Origin of the sequence: Streptomyces tubercidicus (assembly GCF_027497495.1) — a bacterium.
Classification (GTDB): domain Bacteria; phylum Actinomycetota; class Actinomycetes; order Streptomycetales; family Streptomycetaceae; genus Streptomyces; species Streptomyces tubercidicus.
In genome coordinates this window covers 3749949-3776924 of record NZ_CP114205.1, presented here as the reverse complement: position 1 = coordinate 3776924, position 26976 = coordinate 3749949, and the positions used below count along the sequence as shown (strand labels likewise).

The 26976-nt window shown below is 73.5% G+C and carries 21 protein-coding genes and 2 pseudogenes; 18 read left to right on the top strand and 5 right to left on the bottom strand.

Features of this window, described 5'->3' with window-relative positions:
• Positions 1–38 precede the first annotated feature (38 nt).
• The 12 genes from STRTU_RS16290 to STRTU_RS16235 all read left to right on the top strand — a co-directional run bounded on the left by STRTU_RS16290 (position 39) and on the right by STRTU_RS16235 (position 14850).
• Positions 39–869, top strand: a complete 831-nt coding sequence (locus tag STRTU_RS16290) for an alpha/beta fold hydrolase (protein WP_159744174.1) — start codon at positions 39–41, stop codon at positions 867–869.
• A 205-nt stretch (positions 870–1074) separates the two neighbouring features.
• Positions 1075–2109: an ATP-grasp domain-containing protein gene (locus STRTU_RS16285; RefSeq protein WP_159744173.1), complete on the top strand. Its 1035-nt coding sequence runs from the start codon at positions 1075–1077 to the stop codon at positions 2107–2109.
• Positions 2106–3026 carry an ATP-grasp domain-containing protein gene (locus STRTU_RS16280; protein WP_246240631.1) on the top strand — a complete coding sequence of 307 codons (921 nt, stop codon included), beginning with the start codon at positions 2106–2108 and terminating at the stop codon, positions 3024–3026. Before STRTU_RS16285 ends, STRTU_RS16280 begins: the two co-directional genes overlap by 4 nt.
• Positions 3027–3182: 156 nt before the next feature.
• Complete coding sequence (locus STRTU_RS16275; protein WP_159744172.1) at positions 3183–5432, top strand: terpene synthase family protein; 2250 nt, start codon at positions 3183–3185, stop codon at positions 5430–5432.
• The gene (locus STRTU_RS16270; protein ID WP_159747001.1) at positions 5416–5550 is read left to right on the top strand and encodes a DUF397 domain-containing protein; all 135 of its coding nucleotides are present in this window, start codon (positions 5416–5418) and stop codon (positions 5548–5550) included. Before STRTU_RS16275 ends, STRTU_RS16270 begins: the two co-directional genes overlap by 17 nt.
• Positions 5551–5682: 132 nt before the next feature.
• Complete coding sequence (locus STRTU_RS16265; protein WP_159744171.1) at positions 5683–7803, top strand: nuclease-related domain-containing DEAD/DEAH box helicase; 2121 nt, start codon at positions 5683–5685, stop codon at positions 7801–7803.
• Positions 7804–8043: 240 nt separating this feature from the next.
• The gene (locus STRTU_RS16260; RefSeq protein ID WP_159744170.1) at positions 8044–8835 is read left to right on the top strand and encodes a chitin-binding protein; all 792 of its coding nucleotides are present in this window, start codon (positions 8044–8046) and stop codon (positions 8833–8835) included.
• 185 nt (positions 8836–9020) lie between these two features.
• On the top strand, positions 9021–9716 hold the full coding sequence (locus tag STRTU_RS16255) for a Crp/Fnr family transcriptional regulator (RefSeq protein WP_246240628.1): 696 nt from the start codon (positions 9021–9023) through the stop codon (positions 9714–9716).
• A 178-nt stretch (positions 9717–9894) separates the two neighbouring features.
• Complete coding sequence (locus tag STRTU_RS16250; RefSeq protein ID WP_159744169.1) at positions 9895–10917, top strand: hypothetical protein; 1023 nt, start codon at positions 9895–9897, stop codon at positions 10915–10917.
• Positions 10914–13220 (top strand): hypothetical protein, encoded by a 2307-nt coding sequence (locus tag STRTU_RS16245; protein ID WP_246240626.1) that lies wholly within the window; start codon positions 10914–10916, stop codon positions 13218–13220. Before STRTU_RS16250 ends, STRTU_RS16245 begins: the two co-directional genes overlap by 4 nt.
• Positions 13217–14194 (top strand): hypothetical protein, encoded by a 978-nt coding sequence (locus tag STRTU_RS16240; RefSeq protein WP_174878877.1) that lies wholly within the window; start codon positions 13217–13219, stop codon positions 14192–14194. Before STRTU_RS16245 ends, STRTU_RS16240 begins: the two co-directional genes overlap by 4 nt.
• Before the next feature lie 182 nt (positions 14195–14376).
• The gene (locus tag STRTU_RS16235) at positions 14377–14850 is read left to right on the top strand and encodes a Pycsar system effector family protein (protein ID WP_159744168.1); all 474 of its coding nucleotides are present in this window, start codon (positions 14377–14379) and stop codon (positions 14848–14850) included.
• Between the two features lie 47 nt (positions 14851–14897).
• Here the strand turns inward: STRTU_RS16235 and STRTU_RS16230 are convergent, their stop codons facing one another.
• Positions 14898–15335 carry a Rossmann-fold NAD(P)-binding domain-containing protein gene (locus STRTU_RS16230; protein ID WP_159744167.1) on the bottom strand — a complete coding sequence of 146 codons (438 nt, stop codon included), beginning with the start codon at positions 15333–15335 and terminating at the stop codon, positions 14898–14900.
• Between STRTU_RS16230 and STRTU_RS16225 the strand changes: the two genes are divergently transcribed.
• On the top strand, positions 15309–15980 hold the full coding sequence (locus STRTU_RS16225) for a TetR/AcrR family transcriptional regulator (protein WP_371873601.1): 672 nt from the start codon (positions 15309–15311) through the stop codon (positions 15978–15980). The genes STRTU_RS16230 and STRTU_RS16225 overlap by 27 nt on opposite strands.
• Positions 15981–15998: 18 nt before the next feature.
• Here STRTU_RS16225 and STRTU_RS16220 read toward each other — a convergent pair whose 3' ends face one another.
• Positions 15999–17861, bottom strand: coding sequence for an FAD-dependent monooxygenase (locus STRTU_RS16220; RefSeq protein ID WP_159746998.1), 1863 nt, complete (start codon positions 17859–17861; stop codon positions 15999–16001).
• A gap of 183 nt (positions 17862–18044) precedes the next feature.
• Between STRTU_RS16220 and STRTU_RS16215 the strand changes: the two genes are divergently transcribed.
• The 4 genes and pseudogenes from STRTU_RS16215 (at position 18045) to STRTU_RS16200 (ending at position 23247) form a co-directional block, all read left to right on the top strand.
• On the top strand, positions 18045–18812 hold the full coding sequence (locus tag STRTU_RS16215; protein WP_159744165.1) for a TetR/AcrR family transcriptional regulator: 768 nt from the start codon (positions 18045–18047) through the stop codon (positions 18810–18812).
• Between the two features lie 4 nt (positions 18813–18816).
• Positions 18817–19634, top strand: a pseudogene (locus STRTU_RS16210) (Fpg/Nei family DNA glycosylase).
• 215 nt (positions 19635–19849) lie between these two features.
• Positions 19850–20707 (top strand): ABC transporter ATP-binding protein, encoded by an 858-nt coding sequence (locus STRTU_RS16205; RefSeq protein WP_159746997.1) that lies wholly within the window; start codon positions 19850–19852, stop codon positions 20705–20707.
• Positions 20704–23247, top strand: a complete 2544-nt coding sequence (locus STRTU_RS16200; RefSeq protein WP_159744164.1) for an FtsX-like permease family protein — start codon at positions 20704–20706, stop codon at positions 23245–23247. Before STRTU_RS16205 ends, STRTU_RS16200 begins: the two co-directional genes overlap by 4 nt.
• Positions 23248–23480: 233 nt before the next feature.
• Here the strand turns inward: STRTU_RS16200 and STRTU_RS16195 are convergent, their stop codons facing one another.
• Both STRTU_RS16195 and STRTU_RS16190 read right to left on the bottom strand, forming a co-directional pair.
• Positions 23481–24125, bottom strand: a complete 645-nt coding sequence (locus STRTU_RS16195) for a response regulator (RefSeq protein ID WP_159744163.1) — start codon at positions 24123–24125, stop codon at positions 23481–23483.
• Complete coding sequence (locus STRTU_RS16190; protein WP_159744162.1) at positions 24113–25294, bottom strand: sensor histidine kinase; 1182 nt, start codon at positions 25292–25294, stop codon at positions 24113–24115. The genes STRTU_RS16195 and STRTU_RS16190 overlap by 13 nt, the downstream gene beginning before the upstream one ends.
• 190 nt (positions 25295–25484) lie before the next feature.
• On the opposite strand from STRTU_RS16190, the gene STRTU_RS16185 reads away from it, so the two are divergent.
• A complete protein-coding gene (locus tag STRTU_RS16185) occupies positions 25485–25649 on the top strand; it encodes a hypothetical protein (protein ID WP_167539161.1) in 165 nt (54 codons plus the stop codon).
• Positions 25650–25681: 32 nt separating this feature from the next.
• Here STRTU_RS16185 and STRTU_RS16180 read toward each other — a convergent pair.
• Positions 25682–26963, bottom strand: a pseudogene (locus tag STRTU_RS16180) (SLC13 family permease).
• Positions 26964–26976 lie beyond the last annotated feature (13 nt).

The following is a 26976-nucleotide window of genomic DNA, read 5'->3' as shown; positions in this document are numbered from 1 at the left end:
GTTGCCAAAACTCCATCAGGGATGGCACCTTGGTTGTCATGACTGATGCTCTTGAGGTACGCACTTTCGAGACGCACGACGGACTTCTCGCCTACCGCGACGCCGGCAGCGGCCGGCCGCTGGTGCTGCTGCACGGTGGCTTCGTGGACGGCGGAATGTGGGACGACCAACTCCCGTACTTCGCGCGGGACCACCGGGTGATCGTGCCGGACGCCCGGGGCCACGGCGCGTCGGCCAACGCGACCCGGGCCTTCCGCCAGACCGACGACCTCGCCGCGCTGCTGCGCCACCTCGACACCGGGCCCGCGGTCCTGGTGGGGGTGTCGATGGGCGGGGCCATGGCGGTGGACACCGCGCTGGAGCATCCCGGTCTGGTGCGCGCGCTGGTGGTCTGCGGCGCCGGGACCAGCGAGCCGGAGTTCCATCACCCCTGGGTCCGGGAGGTCCGGGCCGCCCAGGCCCGTGCGATGGCCGCCGGTGACATCGAGGGCTGGATCGACGCGTTCGTGATGTACGCGGCCGGACCGCACCGCACGCTCGACGCGGTCGATCCGCAGGTCGTGGGACGCATACGGGACATGGCGCGGCGGACGTTGGCCAAGCACACCGCTGACGAACCGGACCGGCACGTGCCGGTTACCGATACCTGGGCGCGAACGGCGAACATCACGGTCCCGGTGCTGGTCGTCAACGGCACCCTCGATATGGACGACTGCATCGGTATGGGCGAACGCCTCGTGCGGTCCGTCGCGCACGGCCGCAGCGCCACCATCGACGGCACCGCGCACTACCCCAACATGGAGCGGCCGGACGTGTTCAACCGGATGGTGGAGGAGGCGTTGCACGGCTTCCTCGCGGGCGAGGGCTGAGGCGCGGGGCCGCGCAACCGGTCACGGCGTAGGCCCAGGTCACGGGGCCGTGGCAGGAGAAGCAGGTGCGGCCGGTGACCGGTGGTCGGTCGCCGGTCGCCGCGTGCGTGGGTCCACCCCGGCTCCGTGGGGCCGCATGGGATCCTGGGGTGTCATGGATCTGCCGGACGGACGGTGGACGTGCGGCGATGACGAGGGTGCACCGATGAGACTCTGCTTCCTGGTGGAGGAGCAGTACCGCCATGACGGCATGCCGCTGGAGGTGATCCACCAACTCCGCGCCTGGGGCCACCAGGTGGATGTGGTGTGGCCCGGCCGTTCGCTGATCCGGATATCCGAGGCGATACAGGCGGGCAGCCACGACGCCTGGGTCCTCAAGACGGTCTCCGGCGGGCCGGGTCTGACGCTCCTGGAGGCGGCCGCTTCCGTCGGGCTGACGACGGTGAACGATGTCCGGGCCATCCGTGGCGTACGGGACAAGGCGCTGGCCGCGGTGATCGCCCGGAGCAAGGGGCTGCCCGTCCCCGTGACGTATGCGGCGGCCCGTCCCGAGGAGTTCGCGGAGATAGCCGAGGCGGAGTTCCCCCTCGTGGTCAAGCCGGCGGACGGCAGCTCCGGGCGTGCCGTCCGGCTGGTGGCGACGCCGGACCGGCTGCTGGATCCGGTGGATGCGGTGGAGTCGGGCGGCGCGGCGGGTCCGGGCGGGGCGGGCGGTGGGCTGCTCATCGCGCAGCCCTATGTTCCCAACTCCGGTACGGATCTGAAGGTGTACAGCGTCGCCGGTGAGCTGTACGCGACCGAGCGGTGCTCGCCGCTGCACCCGGCACACGCCGTACACGAACGGCAGGTGCCGCTGACCACCGAAGTCGCCCGGATCACCGCCGAGATAGGCGACGTCTTCGGCCTCGATCTGTACGGGGTCGACATCCTGCTCGGGCCGGACGGCCCGGTGGTCGTCGACATCAATGACTTCCCCAGCTTCCGTCAGGTGCCGGACGCGGTCGCCCGGGTGTCGGCCGCGGTCCTGGACCTCGCCCGTAGGGGGACGAGGGGGCGGGAGGCGTCTGTACGGGAGGCGGCTCGGGAGGCGTTTGCCGGGGAGCCTGTACGGGAGGCCGGGCGCGAGCCGGAGCCGGTGTCGGAAGCGGTGTCCGTGGCCGGGCTGCCGACGCCCCCGTTCGCCGTGCCGTCCGTTCCCCGTGCCAACTGGCCCGCGGCGTCGATGGGTGGTGGCCGGTGAGGATTTGTCTGCTCACCGCCGATCCCGGGCATCCGCTGCTGGCGGCGGTCAGTGACCTGCTGGCACCGGATCACCAGGTCGAAACCCTGGACCCGGGTGCCGAGGGGCCGGGGCCCGATCTCTCCTCGCTCGCCGATGTCTATCTCCTCAAGGCCCGGACGCCGCGGGCGCTGGCGCTCGCCGCGCTGCTGGAGGAGCACGGCGCCCCGGTGCTCAACTCGGCGGCGGCGACCGCCCGTTGCCAGGACCGGGTGGCGATGGCGGCGGTGGCCCGCGCGGCGGGGCTGCCGTTTGCCGGTACCCGCTGTGTGGCCGCCCTCGGGGAGCTGGCCGCGGCCGGCGCACCGCCCGGCCCGCTGGTGATCAAGAGCCGGTTCAGCCGCCGCCACGACCTGGTGGCCCGCGCCGACAGCGCCGTACGGCTGCGGGAACTGGCCGCCGACTGGGCCGAAGAGCCGGTGGTGGCGCAGGACTTCGTCCCGAACAGCGGCTGGGACCACAAGCTGTGGGTGGTCGACGGACAGCTCTTCGCCGCGCTGCGCCGCTCGGAGCTGGCCCCGGACGGCCGCGGCCCGAACCTGCCGCTGCCGACCGCCGAGCTGCCCGCGAGCTGGACCGCCGCCGCGCTCCAGGTCGGCGAGGTCTTCGGCCTGGACGTCTACGGGGTGGACATTCTCGACGCCGGTGGTGCCGAAGCCGGGGGCGGCGATGCCGATGGTGCGGCCGGTGCGCCCCTCATCGTGGACATCAACGCCTTCCCCGGGATCCGCGGCCAGGCCGGTGCCCCGGAGGCGCTGGCGGCTCTCGCCCTGCGGACGGCGACGAGCGGCCGGACCAGAGGCCGGACCACCGACCGGACCACCGCCCAGCCCCTCACCCCCGACGAAAGAAAACTCCCACAAGTCAGCCAGAAATGATCCCGGTTCGGCCCACTCCGGACCCAAGGGGAGCGGAGGCGGAAGCTCCTCCTCCATAAGGCCTAAGGCGCTGAGCCCCGGGGTAGCGCAGCCCCGTCAAGGGAGGCGTGGTGCAGCGCGCCTTCCTTCCGTACGTATGGGGAGAGGCCAGCAACCGTGACACAGCCATTTGAATTGCCGCACTTCTACACGCCCCATCCGGCGCGGTTGAACCCCCACCTGGAGGCCGCCCGTACGCACTCCAGGACGTGGGCCCGGGAGATGGGCATGCTGGAGGGCTCGGGTATCTGGGAGCAGCGGGATCTCGACGCCCATGATTACGCCCTGTTGTGCTCCTACACCCACCCGGACTGCGACGCCGACGCGCTCTCGCTGGTGACCGACTGGTACGTCTGGGTCTTCTTCTTCGATGACCACTTCCTGGAGACGTTCAAGCGGACGCTGGACCGGAAGGGCGGCAAGGAGTACCTGGACCGGCTGCCCGCCTTTATGCCGATGGATCTGACCACGCCCGTACCGGAGCCGGTCAACCCGGTCGAGGCCGGGCTCGCCGACCTGTGGGCGCGTACGGTGCCGCGGATGTCCATGGACTGGCGGCGGCGGTTCGCCGAGAGCACCGAGCATCTGCTCAATGAGTCGTTGTGGGAACTGTCCAATATCCATATCCACCGGGTGCCCAACCCCGTTGAATACATCGAGATGCGCCGCAAGGTCGGTGGTGCGCCCTGGTCGGCGGGGCTGGTGGAGTATGCGACCGGCGCCGAGGTGCCCGCGGCCGTCGCCGCCTCCCGGCCGCTGCGGGTGCTGCGGGACACCTTCTCCGACGGCGTGCATCTGCGGAACGATCTCTTCTCCTACCAGCGGGAGACGGAGGAGGAGGGCGAGCTGAGCAATGGCGTCCTGGTACTGGAGCACTTCCTGAACTGCACCACCCAGGAGGCGGCGGACGCCGTCAACGATCTGATCACCTCCCGGCTCCAGCAGTTCGAGAACACGGTGGTCGCCGAACTCCCCGCGCTCTTCCTGGAGAAGAGGCTCGACCCGACGTCCTGCGCCGAGGTGCTGGCGTACGCCAAGGGGCTCCAGGACTGGCAGTCCGGCGGCCACGAATGGCATATGCGCTCCAGCCGCTACATGAACGGCGGCGGCGCCGCGGCCGGCAGCGCGCAGCCCTGGTCGCCCTTCTCCCTCGGCGGCCTCGGCACCTCGGCGGCGGACCTGAAGACCGCCCTGGCCACGGCTGGTGCGCTGCGCCTCCGCAGCGGCACCCACCTCCCGTACCGGCAGGTCGGCCCGTCCCAACTCCCCGACTTCTGCATGCCGTTCACCACCAGCCTCAGCCCCCACCTGGACGGCGCCCGGCAGCGGCTCGTCGACTGGGCGCACCGGATGGGCCTCCTCCAGCCGCAGCCCGGTGTGCCGCTCTCCGGCATCTGGGACGAGCCCGCGCTGATCCGGCACGATCTGGCGCTCTGCGCGGCCGGCATCCACCCGGACGCCACCCCGGAGCAACTGGACCTCAGCTCCGCCTGGCTGGCCTGGGGCACCTACGCCGACGACTACTACCCGGCGGTCTTCGGCCGCACCCGCGACCGCGCCTCGGCCACGGTCTGCACCGAGCGGCTGTCGGCCTTCATGCCGCTCGACTCCGCGACACCGCCGCCCGAGCCGGTCAACGCCCTCGAACGCGGGCTGGCCGACCTGTGGCCCCGTACGACGGCCGCCATGGCCCCCGAGGCGCGCCGGGCCTTCCGGGACGCCGTCGACACGATGACGGCCAGCTGGCTCTGGGAGATCGACAACCAGATCCAGCACCGCATCCCCGACCCGGTCGACTACATCGAGATGCGCCGGGCGACCTTCGGCGCCGACCTCACCATGAGCCTGCGCCGCATCGGCCACGACCGCACGGTCCCGCCGGAGATCTACCGCACCGGCACCCTGCGCTCACTGCAGAACGCCGCCGCCGACTACGCGGGCCTGCTGAACGATGTCTTCTCCTACCAGAAGGAGATCGAATACGAGGGCGAGGTCCACAACGGCATCCTGGTCGTCCAGACCTTCTTCGGCTGCGACTACCCGACCGCGCTGCACATCGTCCACGACCTGATGACCTCCCGCATGCGCGAGTTCCAACACGTCGCGACCCATGAACTCCCCGTCGTCTGCGACGACTTCCAACTCGCCCCCGAGGCCCGCGAGGCACTGCACGACCACGTCCGCGAGTTGGAACACTGGATGGCCGGCATCCTCATCTGGCACCGCGACTGCCTGCGCTACCGCTCCTCCGAGTTGCGCCACCCGACGGGTTCACCGGGCCGACTGGCCGCGCCGACCGGGTTGGGGACGTCGGCGGCGGGGCTCTTCCGGTCGGCCCGGCGGTCGGTGCATCGAGTGGGCACCTGAGCACGCGTCCGCCACCGGAAAGTTCCTGGTCCGTGACAGCAAGGACCCCAAGGGTCCGCGGCTGACACTGACCCGCCAGGGGTTCGCCGGGCTCGTGGAGTTCGCCAAGTCCGAATAGTGTCGGCCGCCTCCCCGCGGACCCTCCGCGTCATGCGCCCGTGCCCCTCCCGTGCGCACTTCCGTGGCATGCGGTCCGGGACCTAGGGTTCTTGGCTCATTCCTACGGGGGCGAGCGGTGAGGGGGCGGACGATGGCGGCAGGGAGTGCGGTGGGCAGGTCGGCCGGGGCTTCGGCGGCGCGGCGGGCGCAGCAGGCACGTCGGCAGGAGCGCCTTTTACGGGAGCAGTGGCAGGCCGCCCGGCAGCGGGCCGAGCGCTGGGAGGCGGCGAGTGAGGGGGAGCAGCGGGTCGCCGCCCAGTTGCTGATGCTGACCGAGCGGGGCTGGCGGCTGCTCGTGGACCGGCGCTGGCCCGGTACCCGTGCGGCCAATGTGGACATGCTGCTGATCGGTCCCGGCGGGGTCTTCGTCATCGACGTCAAGAACTGGCGGGCCGCACCGGAGATATCCGGGGGCCGGCTGCGGGCCGGCGGCTTCTCCCGCGATGAGCACCGCCGCAAGCTGCTCGCGGTCACCAAGGCCGCGGAGAGCGCGGTGGCGTCCCTGGGGATGTCCCCGGTGGCGGTGCGGCCGCTGCTGGCCTTCGCGGGGCATCGGGTCGACGCGGAGCTGGGGCGGGTGCGGCTGCTGGGCGAGCGGGAGATCGGACCGGCGCTGCTGTCGGAGCGCACCCGGCTGTCCGGGGAGTCCGTCCGCGCCCTCACCGAGCATCTGGCGCGGGTCTTTCCCGAGTACCAGGCCCCGCCGCCCGCGGCACCGTCGCCGCCCGCCGTCACGTCGCAGGACGCCGCCACCCGGCCACCGGACGCCGGGTCGGACGGGCTCTTCGACCTCGACGGGCTGCGGGAAGCCGCTCTCGACGAGGCGCGCCGGGCGCCCATTGAGCAGTGGATGACCTTCCTGGACCCCGATCAGCTCGCGCTCGTACGGCGCAACTGGGCCGGTCCGGCCAGGATCAGCGGCCCGGCGGGCACCGGCAAGACGGTCATCGCCCTGCACCGCGCCGCCTATCTCGCCCAGCGCACCAACGGCCGCGTCCTGTACGTCACGTTTGCCAATAACCTGCCCCGCGTACAGGCCACCTTCCTGAAGACCATGGCCCCGGCGGTGGCCGACCGGATCGACTTCCGCAGCCTGCACTCCTGGGCGCAGGAGTATCTGCGCGACCGCGGCATCCCGGTCCACCTGCACAAGGAGAAGGCGGAGACGGCCTTCAGCTTCGCCTGGAAACACCTCGGCCGGAACAGCTGTCTGACCGAGATCGATCCGCAGCACCCGTATTGGCGGGAAGAGATCGACTACGTCATCAAGGGCCGCGGCATCACCTCCTTCGAGGAGTACGCCGCCCTCCCGCGCCGCCGCCGACGCGCCGGTCTGCGCCGCCCGCACCGGCAGGCCGTCTGGTCCCTGTACGAGGCGTACGAGGCAGAGCGCACCGAGCGCGCCGTGCACGACTTCAACGATGTGCTCTCCCTCGCACTCGCCGAGGCGGCCGGGCGTACCGGCCACAGCGGCTATACGGCCGTCGTCGTGGACGAGGTCCAGGACCTGACCCTCGTCGGGGTGCGCCTGCTGCACGCCCTGGTGGGCGACACCCCCAACGGGCTCCTCCTGGTCGGCGACGGCCAACAGGCCGTCTACCCGGGAGGATTCCGGCTCTCGGACGCGGGCATCGACATCCGCGGGGACCGCGGCCAGGTGCTGCGCGCCAACTACCGCAACAGCAAGGAGATCGTGGACACCGCGCTCTCCGTAGTGGCCGAGGACGCCTTCGAGGATCTCGACGGGCTGCGCACCCCGGGCCGCCGGGACATCGACCTGACCTACCACGACGGCGAGGTGCAGCGCGCCGTATACCCCACCCCTGCCGCGCACGACGAGGCGCTGCTGACCGCGCTGCGCGGGCTGACCCCGCAGGAGCTGGCAGGTTCCGCCGTCCTCTGCCCCGCGAAGCGCGCCATCGAGCACTACCACCGCCTCCTCACCCGGGCCGGGCTGCCGGTCTGCTCCCTGGACCGCTACGACGGGCACCCGGTCGAGGCCGTGAAGCTCGGCAGCTACCGCCGTGCCAAGGGCCTGGAATTCAAGCGCGTCTATCTGCCGCAGCACGACACCCCGCCGCCTACGGGGTGCCCGGATGGGCGCACCCCCGGCGAAGCCGCCCATGAGCGCGCGGAACTGGCTCGCAGTCAGCTCTATGTCGCCATGACCCGGGCCAGGGATGTGCTGTGGCTGGGGAGCGTCCGTGGGTGATGCGGGGCGGGGCGGGCTGAGCCGGGGCCGGGGCCGTCGGAGGGGCGTACGGGCGGCGTACGGGCGGAGCCGGGCGGGGCCATCCACACGCACCGCGTCACCCCGAAATGTCCTGCTGCCTGGTGAATATCGCATAAGACCGGAATATCCGGTGAAGGCGTCGGGAACCCCACATGGCGACGTTCCGTAAGGGCCAGTCCCAGGACCGGCCCGCTGCCATGGCTGACAGGAGTTCCGACTGTGCGACGCAAGATCGCTTTCCTTGGGGCGCTGGCTCTCACCGGGGGGCTCGTCGCGTTCGCTCCCTCCGGCGCGCATGCCGTGACCGGCGTCATCACGTTCCACACCCGGCCCGAGAACCGTCCGCACGAGATCCTCGACCCCGGCGACGACCACTGCTACGGGGTCGGGGACGGCTACGGCGAGGTGGACAACGACACGCCCACCGACCTCGTCCTGTACACCGGCCGCGACTGCACCGGCTCCGTGGTGGTCGTCGTGCCCGCCCGCGGCTGGCGCAACGCCAAGTTCGGCAGCCTCCAGCTGAGCGCGAACGGCCCCCGGGAGCCGGTCCCCTCGGCCGATGAGGACCGGCGCGCTGATGAGGACGGTCGCGCTGACGAGGACCGTCGGGCTGATGAGGACCGCCGCGCCGACGAGGACCGCCCCTCGGATGACGACCGCTCGGACAACCCGGACCGTTCGGATGACCCGGACCGCTCGGACGACCGGGACCCCGTCAACGACCGGGACTCCGCCGACGACCGGGACCCTGTCAACGACCGGGACTCCGCCGACAACGACCGTCCGAACCGTTCCGATGCCGCGGACACCTCCAACCGCCGGGACCCGTCCGGCCCCTCCGACCCCTCCGACGACTTGGACCACTCCGACCACCCGGGTGATGCGCGGAGCACGGGCAGCCCGCAGAACCGTAAGCGGCCCACGCATGCAGCGAGCCCGCTGGACCCGGTGAACGCCGGGAGCCCGGGACGGCCGGGCCGACACGGGCGCCCGGGGGCCGCGGGCTGAGACGGGGTTGAGGGGGGCGGGCAGGGCGGGGCACGGCCGGGACGGCTCGTGGCCGCGGCCCGTGGTGCTTTCCGCGCCGCGGGCCGCGCCGTCGCCGCGGGCCCGCGCCGTCTCCCGTCGCAGCGAGCCGTGCTTTCTGCCCGTGCAGAGGGAAGAGGCGGGCAGGCAGCCCCTAGAGTCGCCCCATGGGTGATCGGGTAGGGGGAGCGGCGGTGCCGGCAGGCCGGACGCTGCGGCACTTCGTGGGGGATGCGGCCTGGCGGGACCTGCTGGGCCAGGTCTTCGAGCGGCGGCACCCCGCCGGGAGCATGATGCTCCGTCAGGGGGAGCCCGGGACGCATGTGCTGGCCGTGCTGAGCGGGGTGGCCAAGGTGCTCCGGCGCGAGCGGAGCGGGGACCTCACGCTGCTGGCGTTCCGTGGACCCGGGGAACTGCTCGGCGAGGTAGCGGTGTTGGACGACGACGTGCGGTCGGCGAGCGTCGAGACGATCTCGTCGTGCACCGTGGGGGTCATCGGCAAGGCGGAGTTCCTGCGGTTCGTCGTGGCGCACGACCTGTTTCCGGTGCTGATGCGGTACGCCTTCACCAGGATGCGGGAGTCGGACGAAGCCCGCGGCGGCGGTGGCAGCACCCTGACCCGGCTGGCGGCCACCCTCGTGGGCCTGGCCGATATCTCCGGGCACCCGGCCAGCCGTCCCGGCGAACCGCTGGAACTGGCCCTCACCCGCCATGAGCTGGCCCAGTACCTGGGGGTGTCCCGTAACACGATCACGGCGACGCTCGCCGGGCTGGAGTCCTGCGAGGTGCAGGCCGGACGGAAGCGCATCGTCATCGGGGATCTGACCGCCCTGCGCCGGGTGGCCGCCGCTCCCGGGGAGTGATTCCGGCGCGGTGTGGTGCGCGTCACGCCGTCAGTGCACCGCGGGTGCACACCGGGAAGCCACCGCTCGCGAGACTCGGGGCGTGGAGCTGAACGAGGGTTCGGCCCCAGGTCCATGGACGGTCCGTCAGGTGTCCATGGACCAGGTGAAGACCGCCCGGGAAAGCCAAGGAGTTCCGATGTCACCGTCCCGCCGCCCCGACCTGCCCGAAGCCAGTGCGCAGCCCTATTCCCGCAGCCGGCCGCTGCCGCCGTACCGGGGGATCGTGGCGGTCGACGCCAAGGACTTCACCGGATATCCGGCGATCGAGCACGGGGAGATCAGCCGCGCCATCCCCCAGCTCCTCCAGACCTCGTTCGAGCGCGCCGGGATCGCGGAGGTCTGGGCGGAGCGCAGGTTCCCCGGTTCCACGGGCGACGGGTATGTCTTCGGCTTCGACCCGGCGAAGATGCCGTTCGTCATCCACCCCTGGCTGAGCACCCTGCAGGAGGTCCTGACCGAGTTCCATGTGCACTCCACCGGGGCGGTGCGCATCCGGCTCAGGGTGAGTCTGCACATCGGGCCGCTGCCCGACGCGGGCGAGGAGTACGACGGCAACGGCACCCCGCGCAACGACACCCACCGGCTGCTCGACTCCCGTCCGGTCAAGGCGATGCTGGCGGCCTCCAGCGCCAATATCACCCATGTTGCCGCCATCCTCTCCGACCGCTGCTATCAGGACGCGGTGGTGAGCGGCTACACCGGGCGGCACCCCGACCACTTTTTCCAGGTGCCGGCGACCGTCGAGGGCAAGCAGTTCGAGCAGGCGGCCTGGCTGTATGTCCCCGCCCCGTCGGGCAATCTCTACGACCGCCGCATCCTCGGGGACCGGGTGATCGAGGATCACGAGTCGGGGCGCGGCGAGCGCGGTGCGGAGTCCCGGGGCGCCGGGCGCCGGGCCGCCGCCCCGCAGGTGCGGATCCGGGCCGACAAGGGGAATGTCAACAACGGGACCGTGTACGGCGGCCAGAGCGTCCGGAATGTCGAGTCCGGCGGCGTCGGTGGCGACTACACCGGCGGCGACTCCATCGGCTCCGTGGGCGGCGACTACGTGCGCGGTGACCGCTTCGGCGGTGACTACGTCGGCGGTAACAAGGCCGGCACGGTCCACGGGAATCAGGGCGACACGGTTCACGGCGACAAGCGCGAGGACCGCCGATGAGCGCCGAGGACGCGCGTCCGGCTCTCCCGCGGGGGACGGACGGAACGACGCGCGAGGAGCCGGAAGCACCGGCAGCGGGCGGGGAGCCGCCCGAGGGCGACATCGGCTTCGCGGACCCGGACGACGGGGACTTCGACGAAACGGCAGCGGAGTTCGATGCGGCGGCGGCGGAGTTCGCGCTCCACGGCGGGGAGTTCGCCGGTCCGCCGTTTGCCGGTCGGCCGTTCGGCGGTCAGCCGCACTCGGTGATCTTCGCCCCCGGCGCCAACATCAACAACGGTTCCGTGCACGGCGGGCAGCGAGTGGAGAACGGCGGCGCTGCCACCGGAACCGGAACCGGCGGTCGGCGGGTCGAGGCGCACGAGGGGCCCATCTCCGCGATCGAGATCCTGGACGCGCAGGCGGGGTTCGCGGAGCCCGACTGGTTCCCCGAGGCGCTGGCCGAACTCGACAGCCGGCTGCTGTTCCTCACCGGCGAGCCCGGCACCGGCCGCCGCACCGCGGCGCTCAATCTGCTGAGCCGGCACAGCGGCGGCAGCATGAGCCTGCGGGCCGTTGACGGCGATATGAATCTGGCCTCCTGGCGCCCCGGTCACCGCGACACCCGCGGCTATCTGGTGGACGGGCTGCTGCCCGACTACCCCCTGAAGCCGGGGATGGTCCGCCATCTCCAGAGCCTGCTGAGCACCGCCGATGCCCGCATGGTGGTGGTGCTGCCGGACGCCCCGGAGCTGGTCCGGCGGCTGTCGCGCGACCTGCATGTCACTCCCGTCCGGTGTGCGCCACCGCCCGCGCGGGCGGTGTTCGACGCCCGCTTCAAGCACGCGGTGCCGGACCCGTCGGAGCGCGCCCGGCGGCTGGCAGCCCTGGAGCCCGGTCTGCTGGACGAGTTGCTCGCCCCGGAGCTGGTGCCGGCCCAGGTGGCCGAGCTGGTCGCCGCGGTGGCCGCGGCGGAGGACGGCGGACCGGACCTCGCCGACCTCCAGAAACGGCTGAGCTTCCTCGCGGAGGGCGAGGTGCCGGATCTGCTCGCGCAGCTGCGGGACGACGCCGACGGACTCGCCTTCCTCCTCGCGACCTGCGTGTTCGAGGGCCTGGACCACCGGATCGTTCGGGAGGAGGCGGAGCGGCTCCTCGCGCTGGCGGACGGCCGGCTCAGCTCCGTACTGCCGGAGGGCGCCGACGACTCCGGCGAGGACGGGCGGCGCGAACGGGAGCGGACGCCGCGGCCCAATCCGCAGTTCGTCTTCCGGCGGTCGCTGGACGAACTCCTGCGGAGCGTACGGGCAGAGCGTTCCGCCAGCGAGATCCACTCGAACCCCGGCTACACCTATGCCGTGGAGGCCGTGCGCTTCACCCGCCACCGGCAGGCGGAGGCCGTGCTGCGGCACGTCTGGCGGGAGTACGGACACCTCTCCGGTCTGCTGACCGAGTGGATGGCGGACCTCAGGAACGAGCAGGAGCTGACCGAACCGGTGGGCCGGGTGATGGGCCGGGCGGCCGGCTGGGGCGGGGGCCGCCGGGCCCTCCAGCACATCCGCACCCTCGCCGAGTCGAACCGCAGGACCAGCCGCACCATCGCCGCGTACGCGCTGGGCATGGCGGCCGAGGATCCCGTCCTGGCCCGCGAGGTCAAATACCGCCTCAGCCTGTGGAGCGCGCAGCAGAGCTGGCAGGTGCGCTCCACCGTCGCCTACACCTGCGGCGCGGACTTCGGCGCCGCCCGCCCCGAGCTGGCCATGCGGCTGTTGCGGAATGTGCCCCGCGGCCTGAGTGACGAGCATGAGCGCACCGTGGACCGGGCGGTCCGCGACGCCCTGCGTGATCTGTTCGCCTCCGGCAGCCAGGCCACGGTCTTCCGGCATCTGGCCGAATGGGCGGACCGCGAGGGCACGTTGGGCGATGTCGCGCTCCGGACGTTTCCCCGGCTGCTCCAGAACACCTCGTGGTGTCAGGAACAGCTGGTCGACGACGGCGAATACGCGCCGCAGATCATTGACCTCGTCCACCGGACACTCAACGACGAGGAGCTGTTCGCGGCGACCTGCAACGCGGTGCTCTGGTGGTGCCGGATGGCCACCTGGGGTGACCTGCCGCGGACGGCCGTGGAGACCCTGCTCACCGCGCTCGCCGCGGACGTCCGACACGGGGTGTTCCGCCTCTTCGTCACCATCGACCGGGCCGATGACCCCGACCTCGCCGGACTGTCCATCGTGCGCGACGCACTGAACACCTGGCGGCACGGTGAGCCGCCCCGGCACCCGGCGAACGGCAGCACGCACCTGAACGGGAGTACGTCATGACCACCGACACCAGCCAGCCCGTCTACACCCTTGCCGCGCACGCCCCGTGGCGGGAGATCCTCCGGCACCGCTGGTCCGGCCGACTGGACCGGGCCCTGGTGCTGAGGGACCACAGCGGTGCCTACCGGGTGCTGGGGTCCCGTAACCGCTACGGGGCGCCGCACGGGGAGATTGGCGCGCCGGAGGTGGCCGCGCTGGCGTCGTCCGCGCCCAAGCTGCTGGGGGGCTATGACAGCGCCTTCCATGTCCAGCTCCATGAGCAGTCCGGGACCCGGAGCGTCGGGCTGCCCACCGCGTACGGAACGGAGTCGGTGGACGTCCGGGTGCTGTGGTGGGTGCACGACCCGGTGGAGGTGGTGCGCTCGCGGACCTCGTACGGCTGGGACGCGGTGCGCAAGGACCTCGACCGGCGGCTGCGGCACCTGGAGGACGCCTACGCGGCCGACGGGCAGAGCATCGGCGCCCCTGAGATCATGCAGGAGCTGGCCGTGCCGCAGGAGCTGGCCGGCTTCGGCCTCACCTATCGCGTGACGGATATCTGCGGACAGGAATCGGAAGGCGAGCTGCGGCTGGGACAGCCGGGCGGGATCGGCCTGCCGTACTCCTGGACCACCCCTCGCCGCGAGGAGTACGCCTTCTGCACCGACGCCGTGCGCAACGGGCCGGTGGCGCTTGCCGCGCTCTGGCTGCACCGGCACCCCGACCAGGTCAGCCAGGTGCTGGACTGGGCGGTGAACCACCGGAGTCTGCTCAAGGAGGAGACCAACTGGCAGGACCAAGTAGCCGGTCTCCTCGGCAAGTTGACGGATGAGGAGCAACAGGAACTCTCCGAACTGCTGCGTGACCGCCTCCTGCGGCTGGGGCGCCCGGTGCCCGCGCAGCCCGCGCCGCAGGAGTCACCGGGGGGCAAGGGTCCCGGGCGCCCGGCGGCGAACGGCTGGCCGCGCGGGACGGCGAAGGAGTGGTCGGTGTGAGGCGCCCGGCCGTCCAGTGGGCTCCGGCGCGCCCGGTGGCTCAGCGGGGTTCCCGGCCCGGGGCCGCCATGGCCCGGCGGCGCCCGTCTCCGTACGCCCACCGGCGGCTGCACCGGACCCTGCGAGACCGCCGCGGAGCCGGCGCCTCTCCGGAGGCGCCGCACCCGGAGAGGCTGGCGGCGATGGAGCGCTTCCTGGCCGCCAACGGTGTGGAGATCGCGCGGGCGGACACCAAGGCGGCGGTGTTGCTGGGCTTCATGGGGGCGGTGCTCGGCGCCTTCATCACGGTGACGCGCGGCTCCGCGTCCGGTCAGGCGGCCGCTTCCTGGAAGGCGGATGTCCTGTGGTGGGGCGCGGTCGTCACCGCGCTGCTGGCCATCGTCTGCTTCGTCTCCGCCATCGCACCGCGGCGGCGCAGGGGAAGAGAGCGCGGTGTGGCCGCCCCCGGCTACTTCGAGCACATCGGGCGGGGGGAGGACGGCGACGTCCTGAGCCACGCCTTCGCACGTCTCGCGCACGATCCCACCGGACCGCTGCTGGCCTCCGTCCGGAGGACCAGCGAGATCATCCGCTCCAAATACCGCTGGATCGAGATGGGAACGGCGTTGCTGCTGGTCGCTCTTCCGCAGTTCGCCGCGGCGTTACAGCCGGGGTGAGGAGGGTGGCGGTGAGGGGCGGGCCGGAGCGCGGCGGGAACAGGTGCTCACGCCCCCCGTCGCGGCCGGTTGTCGCGGTACCAACGTTCCGCGTGCGTGCGGAAGTTGAGGGGTGGGTGGCCGGTGACGCGTTCCACGGTGTCGGTGAGGTGGGAGCCGGCGCCGTGGGCGAGGTCGTGGTCCAGGTTGGCCAGCAGGGTGGCGAACTCGGTGGGCATGGCGGTGGCGAGATGGTCGCGGAGTTGGTCGCGGGTGACGGGGTGGTGGCGGACGGGGCGGCCGGTGAGTTCGGTGAGGGTGGTGGCGATGTCGTCGTAGGTGAGGGCCTCGGGGCCGGTGAGCACCAGGTCGTGGCCGGGGAGCGGGGAGTCGGCGAGGGCGTGGGCGGCGACGGCGGCGATGTCCTCCGCGTCGATGAAGCCGACCCGGCCGGTGCCGGTCGCGCTGGTGAGGGTGCCGTGGGTGCGGACGGCCTGCGCGTGCACGTGGTTGCCCGTAGTGCGAGCCCCCGCGGGGTGTCGATGGACGAGATCGCGGCGGCGGCAGGGGTCGGCAAGGGCACGCTCTTCCGCCGCTTCGGCGATCGCACGGGGCTGATCCGGGCGGTCTACGAGGCACGGATCGAGCCGCTGCGGCAGGCCGTGGCGGAGGGCCCGGCCCCGCTCGGTCCCGCCGCCGCACCGCGCGTACGCGTACCGGCGCTGCTCGACGCGCTCCTGTGCTTCAAGCTGGACCACCGCCATCTGTCGCTCGCCCTGGAGGAGGCCGGCAGCGGCAGCCCGTATCAGGCGGAGCATTACGCGTGGTGGCACGGCATTCTGCGCGACATGCTGGAGCGTCTGTGGGGCGCGGGCGCGGGCGCGGGCGCGGGCGCGGGCGAGGGCGAGGACGAGGACGAGGACGAGGGCGACGGTGAGGGCGCGGGCGACGGCGAGGGCGCAGGGGAGGCCGGGGCCGGGAAGGCCGGGGCGGCGCCGGATGGGGACTTTGCGGCGCATGTGTTGCTGGCTGCTACCCGGGCCGATCTGGTGGAGCATCTCGCCGGAGAGGACGGTGTGACCCGGGAGCGGATGAGGGCCCAACTGGCCGCGTTCGTGGGCAGGGTGCTGGGGGAGGAGCGGACGGCCTGAGGTCGCCGCTCCCCTCGGTCACCCCCGTGCGGGCGCGCCGGCCCAGGCGGTCAGGGCGTGGTGGCGCTCGATGCGGCGGTCCGGCAGTGCCGGTGTGCGGGTGGCCCAGGCGATATGGCCGTCGGGGCGGATGAGGATCTCCCGTACCCCGTCGAGGTCGGTGCGTTGCTCGTGGTGGGTGACGGTGTGGGCGGTCACCCGGGAGCCCCAGCCCTCGGTGACGGTCTGCCGCAGCCGCTCGTCGCCCGCGAGGTCCAGCAGGACGAACCTGCCGGGCGGGAGGAGTTCGTAGACGCGGACGGCTTCCGAACCGGCGGCGGTCAGGGCGATATCGGGCATCCGGCGGCCCGTCAGCGGGTCGTGGTCGGGGACGGGGGTGGGGCCGGTGTCGGTCTCGGTCTCGGTCTCGGTGTCGGCCTCGGCCGTGGTGGGCGGATAGGCCGTGTCGATCGCGGAAATCCGGTCGGCCAGGAGGCGGTTGACCTCCTCGATGCCCAGGAGTTCCGTCATCAGTGTGCGCAGCGCGGCGGCCGGGCGCTGATACGGGGGGAGCAGGGTCAGCTCCATCAGCAGCGTCTGGACCTCGGTGTTCTCGGTGACCGCCCGGCCGACCGGATGGCGCTCGGTGTGGTAGCTGTCCAGCAGTCCGGGCGGTGCCCAGCCGTTGATCTCGGCGGCGAGCTTCCAGCCCAGGTTCATCGCGTCCTGGAGGCCGGTGTTGAGGCCCTGCCCGGCCGCCGGGAAGTGGATATGGGCGGCGTCACCGGCCAGCAGGACGCGTCCGGCGCGGTAACTGGCGGCGAGGCGGGTGGCGTTGCCGAACCGCGACAGCCAACGGGGCTGCGCCACCCCGCAGTCGGTTCCGCAGATCTCCGTCAGGGAGGTCCGGAACTCCTCCAGCGTCAGCGGCTCGGCGGCCGGTGTGCGCATCCGCCGCGGGTCGATGAGGACGATCCGGGTGAGGCCGCCCGAGCGGCCGTCGGTCAGGCCCCCCGCCAGGTCGTCTGTCCGGGCATGCGCGGGGGCGCCCGCCGGGCCGTCAGCCCTTCCGACCGCAGGGCCCTCCGCCGGGCCGTCAGCCCTTCCGTCCGCAGGGCCGTCCGCAGGGCCCTCCGCTGGTCCGTCCGCCGGGCCGTCCGCAGGGCCCTCCGCCGGGCCCTCCGTCGCCTCCACCGGCGCGATCAGCACCCCATGGGCGCGCGCACGGTCGAGGGCCGCCGGGTCGACGACCGCGAAGTCCCCCAGTGCGCCGGTCAGGGTCTCGTCGGTGCCGGGGAACGCGATGCCGGCGGCCCGCCGTACCGCGCTCCGGCCGCCGTCGCAGCCGACCACATACCGTGCGCGTACGGTCCGCAGGCCGCCGCCGGGCCCGCGGACGTCCACCTCCACATCGCCCGCCGCGGCCCGGCCATCCCGCCCGCCGCCGCGGTCTTCCCCGCCGTCGCCGCCGGTGTCCTGGCGCAGCCCGACCACCTCGTATCCGCGCCGGACCGGTACGCCGAGCTCGCGGGCGCGCTCCGTCAGCAGGTGCTCGGTGCGGGCCTGGTCGTGGAGCAGGGTGTAGCCGTGCCGGGTGTCCAGCGCGCTGAAGTCCAGCCAGGTGTCCAGCCTGGCGTAGTGCCAGCCCGGTACGGGGCGTCCGCGCGCCAGGAACCGTTCCACCAGCCCGCGTTGGTCCATCAGCTCGACGCTGCGCGGATGCAGGGTCAGCGCCCGTGAGTTCCGCTGTGCCTCGGTCCGCCGCTCAAGGATCTGCACCCGTACGCCGCCCAGCGCCAGCTCGGTCCCGAGCATCAGCCCGGTGGGGCCCGCGCCGACGACGATCACATCGACCTCGGCATCCACGCCGGCATCCACGCCGGCATCCACGTCGGTATCCATGCCGGAATCCACATCGGTATCCACGTCGGAATCCATGCCGGAATCCACATCGGTATCCACGTCGGAATCCATAGCGGCCTCGGTCGTGAAAGCGCTCTTCATCAGCTGTCTCCCCGCGTCTCTGTCCTGCCTGCTATTTAGTGAACGATGTTCACGTGAACGCTGTTCACTATAATGAGAGCCATGAGCGCCGCGTCAACCCCCAGCCCTCCGAGCCGTCCCGGTCCTCCGAGTCCTCCCGGCCCCCGGTCCGCCGCCACCACCGGCCGGGGCCGGCCGCCGAAGCTCGACCAGGTGCGTACCGTCGAGGTGGCGCTGGCGCTGCTGGACGACGTCGGGCTCGATGGGCTCACCATGCGGCGGCTGGCCGAGGCCATGGACGTACGGGCCGGTGCCCTCTACCGCTACTTCGCCACCAAGCACGAGCTGCTGACCGCGATGGCCGAGGTGCTGCTGGCCGACTGTCTCGACCGGCCGCTCCGGTCGCCGGACTGGAGCGAGCGCCTGGCCGAACTCGCCCGCCGGATGCGTACGGCGCTCCTCGCCCGCCGCGACGGCGCCCGCGTCTACGCCGGTACGCATGCCGTCGGCGGGCACACCCTCGGCTTCGCCGACGCCCTCATCGGCGTGCTGCGGGAGGCGGGCTTCGCCGCCGAGGACGCGGGCCGGGCCGCCTTCACGGTCACCCACTTCACCCTCGGCCACACCCTGGAGGAGCAGGCCGCCCGCCAGGGTGCGGAGCCCGGTCCGGTCGACCCGGAGCGGCTGCGCGCCGCGGTGACGCCGGGGCAATACCCGCATCTCGCCGCCGCGTTGCCGGTGCTGACCAGCACGGATTTCACCGCCCAGTTCGAGTTCGGGCTGGGGCTGCTCCTCCAGGGCCTGCGCGCCCTCGCGCCCGGTACGACGCCCGTCGAATCCGGTAACACGCCCCCGGAGAGCGGCGGTTGACGTCATGCCCGAGCTGCCCGATGTCGAGGCGTTCCGCGCGATTCTGGCCTCCTGTGCGCAGGGGAGACGGATCCAGCGGACCGAGGTGTACGACGCGGGCGTCCTGCACGGGGTGAGCGCCGGGCGGCTGCGCCGGGAGCTGACGGGCCGCCGGTTCGCCGAGCCGGAGCGGCGCGGCAAGTGGCTGCTCGCGCGCACCGACGGCCCCACCGTGCTGCTGCACTTCGGGATGACCGGGGAGCTGGTGTGCGCCAACGCCTCCGACCCGGTCCACGCCCATGACCGGGTGGTGTTCACGGTGGACGGTGGACAGCAGCTCCGCTACCGGGACCAGCGCAAACTCCAGGGTCTGTGGCTGGTCGACGAGGCCGGGCTGGACCGGATGCTGCGCGAGCAGGGGCCGGATGCGGCGGAGCTGACCCGCACGGCGTTCGCGGCGGTGCTCGCCGGTCGGCGCGGCACCCTCAAGTCGCTCCTCATGGACCAGTCGGCACTGGCGGTCTCGGCAATCTCCTCGTCGACGAGATCCTGTGGCGCGCCCGGCTGCACCCCGCCCGGCGGGCCGACGCACTCTCCGACGACGAGCAGAACCGGCTGCACACCGCGCTGCGCCGCACCCTGCGTTCCGCGGTACGCGCGGGCCGCGTACCGCCGCGCAGTTCCTGGCTCACGGGGCGCCGCGACGCCCCCGCGGCGGCCTGCCCGCGCTGCGGCACGGCCCTGTCCCGGAAACGTTTGGCGGGCCGCGGCACGGTGTGGTGCCCCAGCTGCCAGCCCGCCCACACCGCCGGGAATGCCCGCACTGACGGAAGCGATGCCTGACCTCCCCGCCGTCGCCCGTCTCCCACCGCTCGCCGCCCACCGCTCGCCGCCCACCGCTCGTCGCCCCTCGCCCGCCGCGTCCGTTCGCCCCCGTGCCCCTGGTGGAGTGCGCTCCACCAGGAAGACGGGACCGTGCTCTCTCCTCCGGGCGGCCCGCCGTTTCTAGCGTCTTCCGTGGACCGGTGATCCATCCGACCCACTGAGAGGGCGTGCGTATGTTCCGGCGGCGGCGCGGTACGGGGAGAGCTACCGGGGAGCGGGCGGGCCCGGTCACCGCACAGGGCCCGGTGTCCGACGCGCTCACCCTGGAGGGCGTCGGACGGGAGTACCGGCGCGGGGTGGTCGCCCTGCATCCGGTCGATCTCGCGGTGCCCCGGGGGCGGTTCCTCGCGGTCATGGGGCCGTCCGGCTCGGGGAAGTCGACGCTGCTGCAGTGCGCCGCCGGGCTCGACCGGCCGACGGCGGGGACGGTGCGTATCGGCGGCACGGAGGTGTCTTCGCTCAGCGAGGCCGCGCTGACCCGGCTGCGGCGCGAGCGCGTCGGGTTCGTGTTCCAGGCCCACGCTCTGGTGCCCTCGCTGAGCGTCGCGGAGAACGTCGCGCTGCCGCTGCTGCTCGGGGGCACGGCCGGGACGGAGGGGACGGAGCGGGTCCGGCAGGGGCTCGCGGACGTCGGGCTGGGGGAGCGGGGCGACGCCGCGCCGTCCGAGCTGTCCGGCGGGCAGTGCCAGCGAGTCGCGGTCGCCCGCGCGCTGGTCACCGGGCCGGACATCGTCTTCGCCGATGAACCCACGGGATCCCTCGATCCCGCCGCCGCGCGCGATGTGCTCGCACTGCTGCGCCGGGCCGTCGACCGGGACGGCCACACCGTCGTCATGGTCACCCATGATCCGGTCGCCGCGGCCTGGACGGACGAGGCGCTCTTCCTCGCCGGGGGGCGGGTCGTCGGGAGGGAGACGAGGCCCGATGCGGCCCAAGTGGGCCGCATCATGCGGAGCTTGGGGCGGGTGGAGGGCGTGGAGTGCGACGGGGGCCACCAGCGGCGGGGCCGGGACGGGGGAAGGGCGGCATGAAGGTGACCGCGCTCCTGGCCTCCCGCGCCGCCCGTACGCACCGCAGGGCCTGGGCCGCCGTCTTCGCCGCGCTCGCGTTCACCTCCCTGCTGCTCGGCGCCCTCGCCCTGGCCCTCGCCTCGGCCGGGCTGGGGCATCCGCGGGTGGCGCGGTACGCGGCGGCGGCGCTTGTCGTGGCCGGGGACCAGAACACCCGCTTCACCGCCACGCCGTGGGGCAGCGAGCCCCGGACCGCGGAGGCCGGGCTGACCGAGCGGGTGCGGGTACCGGCGGCCGCCCTCGGTGTGGTGCGCAGGGTGCCGGGGGTGCGGGCGGCCGTCGCCGACGAGGTGTTCCCGGCCGGGCGGGACGGGCGGGCCGCCGTCGGCCGGCCCTGGTCCGCCGCGCGGCTGGCGCCCTGGGCGCTACGGGACGGCCGCGCGCCGCGGCGTGCGCAGGAGGTCGTGGTGGGCGGCGGGGCCCGGGTCGGGGGGCGCACGGTGCTGCGGGTGGGAGGTGTGGACACGGCGTACACCGTCGTCGGCGTCGCCGGGGGGCCGCCTACCGCCGTCTACTTCACGGACGGCGAGGCCCACCGCCTGGCCGGGCATCCGGGCTCCGTGGACGCGATCGGAGTGCTCGCCCGGCCCGGAGTGGCGACGGAGGAGCTGTCCGCCCGGGTGCGGGCGGCGCTGGACGCGGCGGGGGCACGGAGCGTCGGACCGCGGGCGGACGGGGACGCGGCCGGGCTGCGCGTACTGACCGGGAACGGGCGCGGCGGCGCCGAGTTCCTCGATGCCGGACCGGCCCGCGCGGGCCTCCTGGAGCTGCTCGCCTCGGTGGCCGCCACGGTCGTGCTGATTGCCCTGCTCGTGGTGTCGTCGACGGTGGTGCAGGCGCTGCGGCAACGCGCCGGTGAGCTGGGGCTGTTGCGCGCGGTCGGGGCGACGCCGGGGCAGCTGCGCCGGGCGGTGGGGAAGGAGGTGGGGCGGGTCGCGGCCGGTGCGGCGTCGGCGGGGGCCGTGGGCGCGCTCCCCGCGTACCTCGCGCTGCGCGGGGTGCTGGACGCGCGCGGTGCGCTGCCGGCCGGTCTGGAACTCCCCCTCCCGCCCTGGCTGTGGGCCGCGCCGCTGGTCACCGCCGGAGTGACCGTTCTGGTGGCGCGTTTCGCGGCGGTGCTCGCCGGGGCCGGGGCCGCGAAGCTGCGGCCGGCGGAGGCGCTGCGCGAGTCGGCTCCCGGCACGCCGCGCAAGGTCACCGGGCTGGTGCTGCTGCTCGTGGGCGTCAGTTCGGCCGGGACCGCGGCCCTGCAGAGCGGGGCGGCCGCCGGGAACGCCGCCGGGGCGGCGGCGGTGACGATGGTGGGCGCCTGTGCGCTGCTCGGGCCGTGGATCGCGGACGGTGCGATGCGGGTGCTGGGGGCGCCACTGCGGCGGTACTGCGGTCCGGCCGGGCATCTCGCCGCCGCCAACTCCCGGGTGGCGGCGCGCCGTTCCGGGGCCGCCCTGACGCCCGTCGTCCTGGTCACCGCGTTCGTCGGCGTCCAGCTCTCGGCGGGGGCGACCCTCACCCACGCGGGGGCGGCACAGGCCCGCGAGGCGCTGCGGGCCGGCCTCGTGGCGCGGGCGGACGGCGGGCTGCCGGAGGGTGCGGCGGAGCGGATCCGCGAGGTGCCGGGGGTGCGGGCGGCGACGGGCGTGGTGCGCGGCACGGTGGTGCTGGCCCGGCGCGAGACCGGTGAGCCCCGGCTCGACCGGCTGCCGGTGCTCGGCGTCACCCCGCAGCGGCTGACGCGGACGCTCGACCCGGAGGTGCGGGAGGGGAGCGTACGGGAGCTGCGGCCCGGGACGGTCGCGGTCGGTGCGGACCGGGCCCGCTCACTCGGCGTGCGGCCCGGCGGGACGGTGACGCTGCGCTTCGGCGACGGGACCCCGGCCCGGCTCCGGGTCGTCGCGACCTACGAACGGTCGCTGGCCTTGGGGGACTTCCTCTTCTCCCGCGACGAGCTGCTGCGGCACGGCGCGCTGCCGGACCGCGAACGGGTACTGGTCACGGTCGCGCCCGGCGGTGACCGGGCGACGACGGCGGCGGCGCTGGCGGCGGCCGTGCCGGGCGTGCGGGTGGAGACCTCACCCGCACCGGTACGGGTCGCGGCGGAGGACCAGGCGCTCGCCGAAGTGGTCACGGTGGCGGCGGTGTCGGCGATCGGGGGCTTCACGGTGATCGCGGTGCTCAGCACCCTGTCGCTGATCGGGTTCGGCCGACGCCCCGAGCTGCGGTTGCTGCGTCTGGCGGGGGCGGGGCGCGGCCAACTGCGGCGGATGCTCCGGCTGGAGGCGGCGGCCACGGCGCTGACCGGGCTGGCCGTGGGAGCCGCGGTCGCCTCGGTGCCGCTGCTGGCGTTCAGCCTGGGGGTGGCCCGTACGGTGCCGTATCTGCCGGTGGCACCGGCCGCGCTGATCGTCGCCGTGGTGGCCGTGACGGCGGGCGCGGGGACGCTGCTGCCCGCGCGGGCGGCGCTGCGGGGCCGGTATCCGGGGCGCGGGGCGGTGGGCGGGTGAGCCCACGGGCTGGGGACGGGTGAGCCACGGGCCGGGGACGTATGAGCCACACGCCGGGGGCGGATGAGCCACCTGGCCCGGCGGTGGCTCGTTTCACGTGAAACGCCGTCCCCCCCCAGCCTGTCCGAGGCCCCTCGCCGGTCAGCGGCGGCGCCCCTCCCCGGACCGCCCACCGGCCACCGTCCCCGGCCACCGGCCACCCGGCCATCGCCCAACTCCCAACTCCCCGCCCCCTACCCCCCGTTCAGATACGCCAGCACCGCCAGCACCCGCCGATGCCCGCTGTCCCCGGCCGGCAGGCCCAGCTTCGCGAAGACGTTGCCGATGTGTTTGCTGACCGCCCGGTCCGACACCACCAGCAGCTGGGCGATGGTGGCGTTGTCCCGGCCCTCCGCCATCAGATGCAGCACCTCGCGTTCGCGCGGCGTCAGCGTGTCGAGCGGATCGTCGCGGCGCCGGGTCAGCAGTTCGGTGACCACCTCCGGGTCCAGCGCGGTGCCGCCCGCCGCGACGCGTTCCAGGGCGTCCAGGAAGGCGTCGACCCGCCCCACCCGGTCCTTCAGCAGATAGCCGACGCCGCTCGCGCCGCCGCTCAGCAACTCCGCGGCGTAGGTCTCCTCCACGTACTGCGACAGCACCAGCACCGGCAGACCGGGGATCTCCCGCCGGGCCGCCAGCGCCGCCCGCAGACCCTCGTCGCGGAAGCCGGGCGGCATCCGGACGTCCAGCACGGCGACGTCCGGGCGGTGTTCGAGGAGTGCGGGCAGCACCTCGGGCCCACTGGCCGCCACCGCGGCCACCTCGTGCCCGGAGGAGGTCAGCAGCAGCACCAGCCCCTCCCTGAGCAGGGCATTGTCCTCGGCGATCACCACGCGCACGGCAGCTCCACATCGATTACGGTCGGGCCCCCGGCGGGGCTGGTCACCTGCACGGTTCCGTCGAGCGCCGCGACCCGGCGCCGGATGCCGAGCAGACCGGTGCCGCCCGACGCCCCGGGGGAGCCGGCCTCCGCACCGCCGCGGCCCTCATCCCGTACCGACAGCGTCAACCGGCCCGTCCCACGGGCGAGTTCCACCCGGGCCCGGTCCGCCCCGCTGTGCCGGGCGGCGTTGGTCAGGGCCTCCGCGACGACGAAGTACGCGGCCGCCTCGACCGCCGCCGGTGCGCGCGGGCCCTCCGTCAGCCCGTCCGCGCACACCGCCACCTCCAGGCCGCTGCTCGCCGCGAGCGCCCGCACCGCCCCCACCAGGCCCCGGTCGGTGAGGATCGGCGGATGGATGCCGCGGACGACCTGGCGCAGCTCGGTGAGCGCCTCCTCGGCCTGCTGCTGTGCGTCATCGAGGAGCTTGCGTGCTGCCTCCGGGGCCTTGTCGTACGCCCGCCGGGCCAGCCCCACCCGCATCGAGAGCGCCACCAGCCGGGCCTGGGTGCCGTCGTGCAGATCCCGTTCGATCCGCCGCAGTTCGGCACCGTGCGCGGCGACGGCACCGGCCCGGGTGACGGTCAGCTCCTCGACCCGTTCGGCGAGCCGGGCCCCGTGCCCGCTGTCCGGGGACGGCCGCAGCAGCGCCCGCGACCAGCGCGCATCGAGGTCGGCGAGGCGGCCGATCAGCGGCAGGACGACGGCCCGGTGCCGCAGCAGCCCGCACCACACCCCGTCGACGAGCAGCCCGACGGCCCACAGCGGCAGCGCGAGATACGCCAGCAGCCAGCCGTAGCCGAAGTGGACGGCGAGCCAGCGCAGATCCCGGTAGGTGCCCGGGTCCGCGAGCGCGGTCCGCACCCGTACGAACAGCTCCCCGGTGAGCGGCAGATACGCCTCGGGCACCGGCGTACCCGTCCAGAGCGCCACCCGCCGCCGCTTGAACCCGGCCATCCTGCGCAGCATCAGCACCGTCTCCGGCAGCACACCCGCGCCGACCACGATGACCGTCGCCACGGCGGTGAACAGCAGCACCCCCAGGAACAGATACGACAGCAGCGCCAGCCCGCCCCCGATCATCAGCTGGGCGGTGGCCCGCCCCGCCCGCCGCATGGTCTCCCCCATGGGCTCAGGCTAAGCGAACGGCGCATGGGGCGCGGGCGGGTGCGCTCCCCGGCCGGGGGTGTAGCGCACTCCACCCCGCATCCGGGAGGACGCTCCCTCGAACCGGCGGTCCGGAGCGGGCAGTCTCGATGGCAGCGAGGCGCGCATCAACTCGTCGATGTGCGTGACCCCTTCGGAAGGAGGATTCCCCATGAAAGCCCTGCTCTGGTGCGTGCTCGTGGTCGCCGTCCTCTTCAATGTCTCCACCAGCTTCGCCTTCGACGGTGTGCGGCAGGTGCTGTTCAGCGTCGGCAGCGGGGTGGTGGTGCTCGGGTCGGCGGTGGGGCTGTTCCTGATGCGTACGAAGCGGGCGTGAGGCGGGCGGGGCGGTCCGGGGCAGGCGGCTGGTCAGGTGCCGATCAGGTGCAGCGAGAGCCATAGCGCCACCGTCGCCAGGGCCAGTGACGCGGGCACCGTGAGCAGGCCGAGCGTGGTGAATTGCCGCAGGTCGACGTCGTGTTCGTGGTGGTGGACGATGCGCCGCCACAGCAGCGTGGCCAGCGAGCCGGCATAGGTGAGGTTGGGGCCGATGTTCACGCCGAGGAGCACGGCGAGCACGGCTCCGGGGCCGCTCGGTGCGGCCAGCGGCACCAGCACCAGCACGGCCGGCAGGTTGTTGATCACGTTGGCGAGGACGGCGGCCAGCGCGGCGCTGCCGAGCAGCGCGGGGAGCGCGGTGCCGTCGGGCAGCAGATGCCCGAGCGCATCGGCGAGCCCGTTGTCGACGACGGCGCGGACGACGATGCCCAGGGCCAGGACGAAGGCGAGGAACGGCAGCGCGGCGGCCCGGACGATGGCGGCCGGGGTGGTGTGGCGCCGGGCGAGCGCGCGCACCGCCATGACGAGCGCACCGGCCGCCGCGGCCCAGGCCGGGTCGATGCCCAGGGCCGAGGTCAGCAGGAAGCCGGCGAGCGTGCCGGCCACCGTCAGCAGCGCGAACAGCGGGAGTTCGGGCGGTTCGGCGGGGTGCGGACCGGGCGTGACGTCCCGCAGCGCGGCGCCGAAGAAGCGGCGGAAGACGAGGTACTCTCCCCCACGCCTTAAGGGCGCGGGAGGTGCCCCCAGCGATGGCGACCAGCCACGGCAGCGCCATCAGCGCGCCGAAACGGGCGAAGCTCAGCCCGCTGGCGCTGAAGGCCAGCAGATTCGTCAGGTTGGAGACGGGCAGCAGCGTCGACGCCGTATTGGACAGATGACTGCAGGCATAAACATGCGGGGTGGGGCGGGCGCCCATGTGGGCGGCGGTGGCGAACACCACGGGGGTCAGCAGGACCACGGTCGCGTCCAGGCTCAGAACGGCCGTGATGGCCGAGGCGAGGGCGAAGACCGCACCCAGCAGGCGGCCGGGCCGGCCCGCCGACCAGCGCGCCATCCAGGTGCCGCAGGCGTGGAAGAGCCCCTCGTCGTCGCAGAGCTTGGCGAGCACCAGCACCGCGGCGAGGAAGCCGATCACCGGTCCCAGCCGCGCCGCCTCGTCGCGGACATGGGCCGGCGTGATCGCCCCGGCCAGGATCACCACAAGGGCGGCCGGCACCGCGAAGACCGCCTCCGTCAGCCGGAACGGCCGGACGACGGCACACACCAGCACCACGAGCAGCATGGCCAGGGACAGCGATTCGGCAAGCACCATGCGCTGAATGATC

What these genes read in the sequence shown, in the direction of transcription:
- STRTU_RS16290 (WP_159744174.1), top strand. Translation starts at nt 39, where the DNA reads ATGACTGATGCTCTTGAGGTACGCACTTTCGAGACGCACGACGGACTT.
- STRTU_RS16285 (WP_159744173.1), top strand. Translation starts at nt 1,075, where the DNA reads ATGAGACTCTGCTTCCTGGTGGAGGAGCAGTACCGCCATGACGGCATG.
- STRTU_RS16265 (WP_159744171.1), top strand. Translation starts at nt 5,683, where the DNA reads ATGGCGGCAGGGAGTGCGGTGGGCAGGTCGGCCGGGGCTTCGGCGGCG.
- STRTU_RS16255 (WP_246240628.1), top strand. Translation starts at nt 9,021, where the DNA reads ATGGGTGATCGGGTAGGGGGAGCGGCGGTGCCGGCAGGCCGGACGCTG.
- STRTU_RS16250 (WP_159744169.1), top strand. Translation starts at nt 9,895, where the DNA reads ATGTCACCGTCCCGCCGCCCCGACCTGCCCGAAGCCAGTGCGCAGCCC.
- STRTU_RS16245 (WP_246240626.1), top strand. Translation starts at nt 10,914, where the DNA reads ATGAGCGCCGAGGACGCGCGTCCGGCTCTCCCGCGGGGGACGGACGGA.
- STRTU_RS16240 (WP_174878877.1), top strand. Translation starts at nt 13,217, where the DNA reads ATGACCACCGACACCAGCCAGCCCGTCTACACCCTTGCCGCGCACGCC.
- STRTU_RS16235 (WP_159744168.1), top strand. Translation starts at nt 14,377, where the DNA reads ATGGAGCGCTTCCTGGCCGCCAACGGTGTGGAGATCGCGCGGGCGGAC.
- STRTU_RS16220 (WP_159746998.1), bottom strand. Translation starts at nt 17,861, where the DNA reads ATGGATACCGACGTGGATGCCGGCGTGGATGCCGGCGTGGATGCCGAG.
- STRTU_RS16215 (WP_159744165.1), top strand. Translation starts at nt 18,045, where the DNA reads ATGAGCGCCGCGTCAACCCCCAGCCCTCCGAGCCGTCCCGGTCCTCCG.
- STRTU_RS16205 (WP_159746997.1), top strand. Translation starts at nt 19,850, where the DNA reads ATGTTCCGGCGGCGGCGCGGTACGGGGAGAGCTACCGGGGAGCGGGCG.
- STRTU_RS16200 (WP_159744164.1), top strand. Translation starts at nt 20,704, where the DNA reads ATGAAGGTGACCGCGCTCCTGGCCTCCCGCGCCGCCCGTACGCACCGC.
- STRTU_RS16190 (WP_159744162.1), bottom strand. Translation starts at nt 25,294, where the DNA reads ATGGGGGAGACCATGCGGCGGGCGGGGCGGGCCACCGCCCAGCTGATG.
- STRTU_RS16185 (WP_167539161.1), top strand. Translation starts at nt 25,485, where the DNA reads ATGAAAGCCCTGCTCTGGTGCGTGCTCGTGGTCGCCGTCCTCTTCAAT.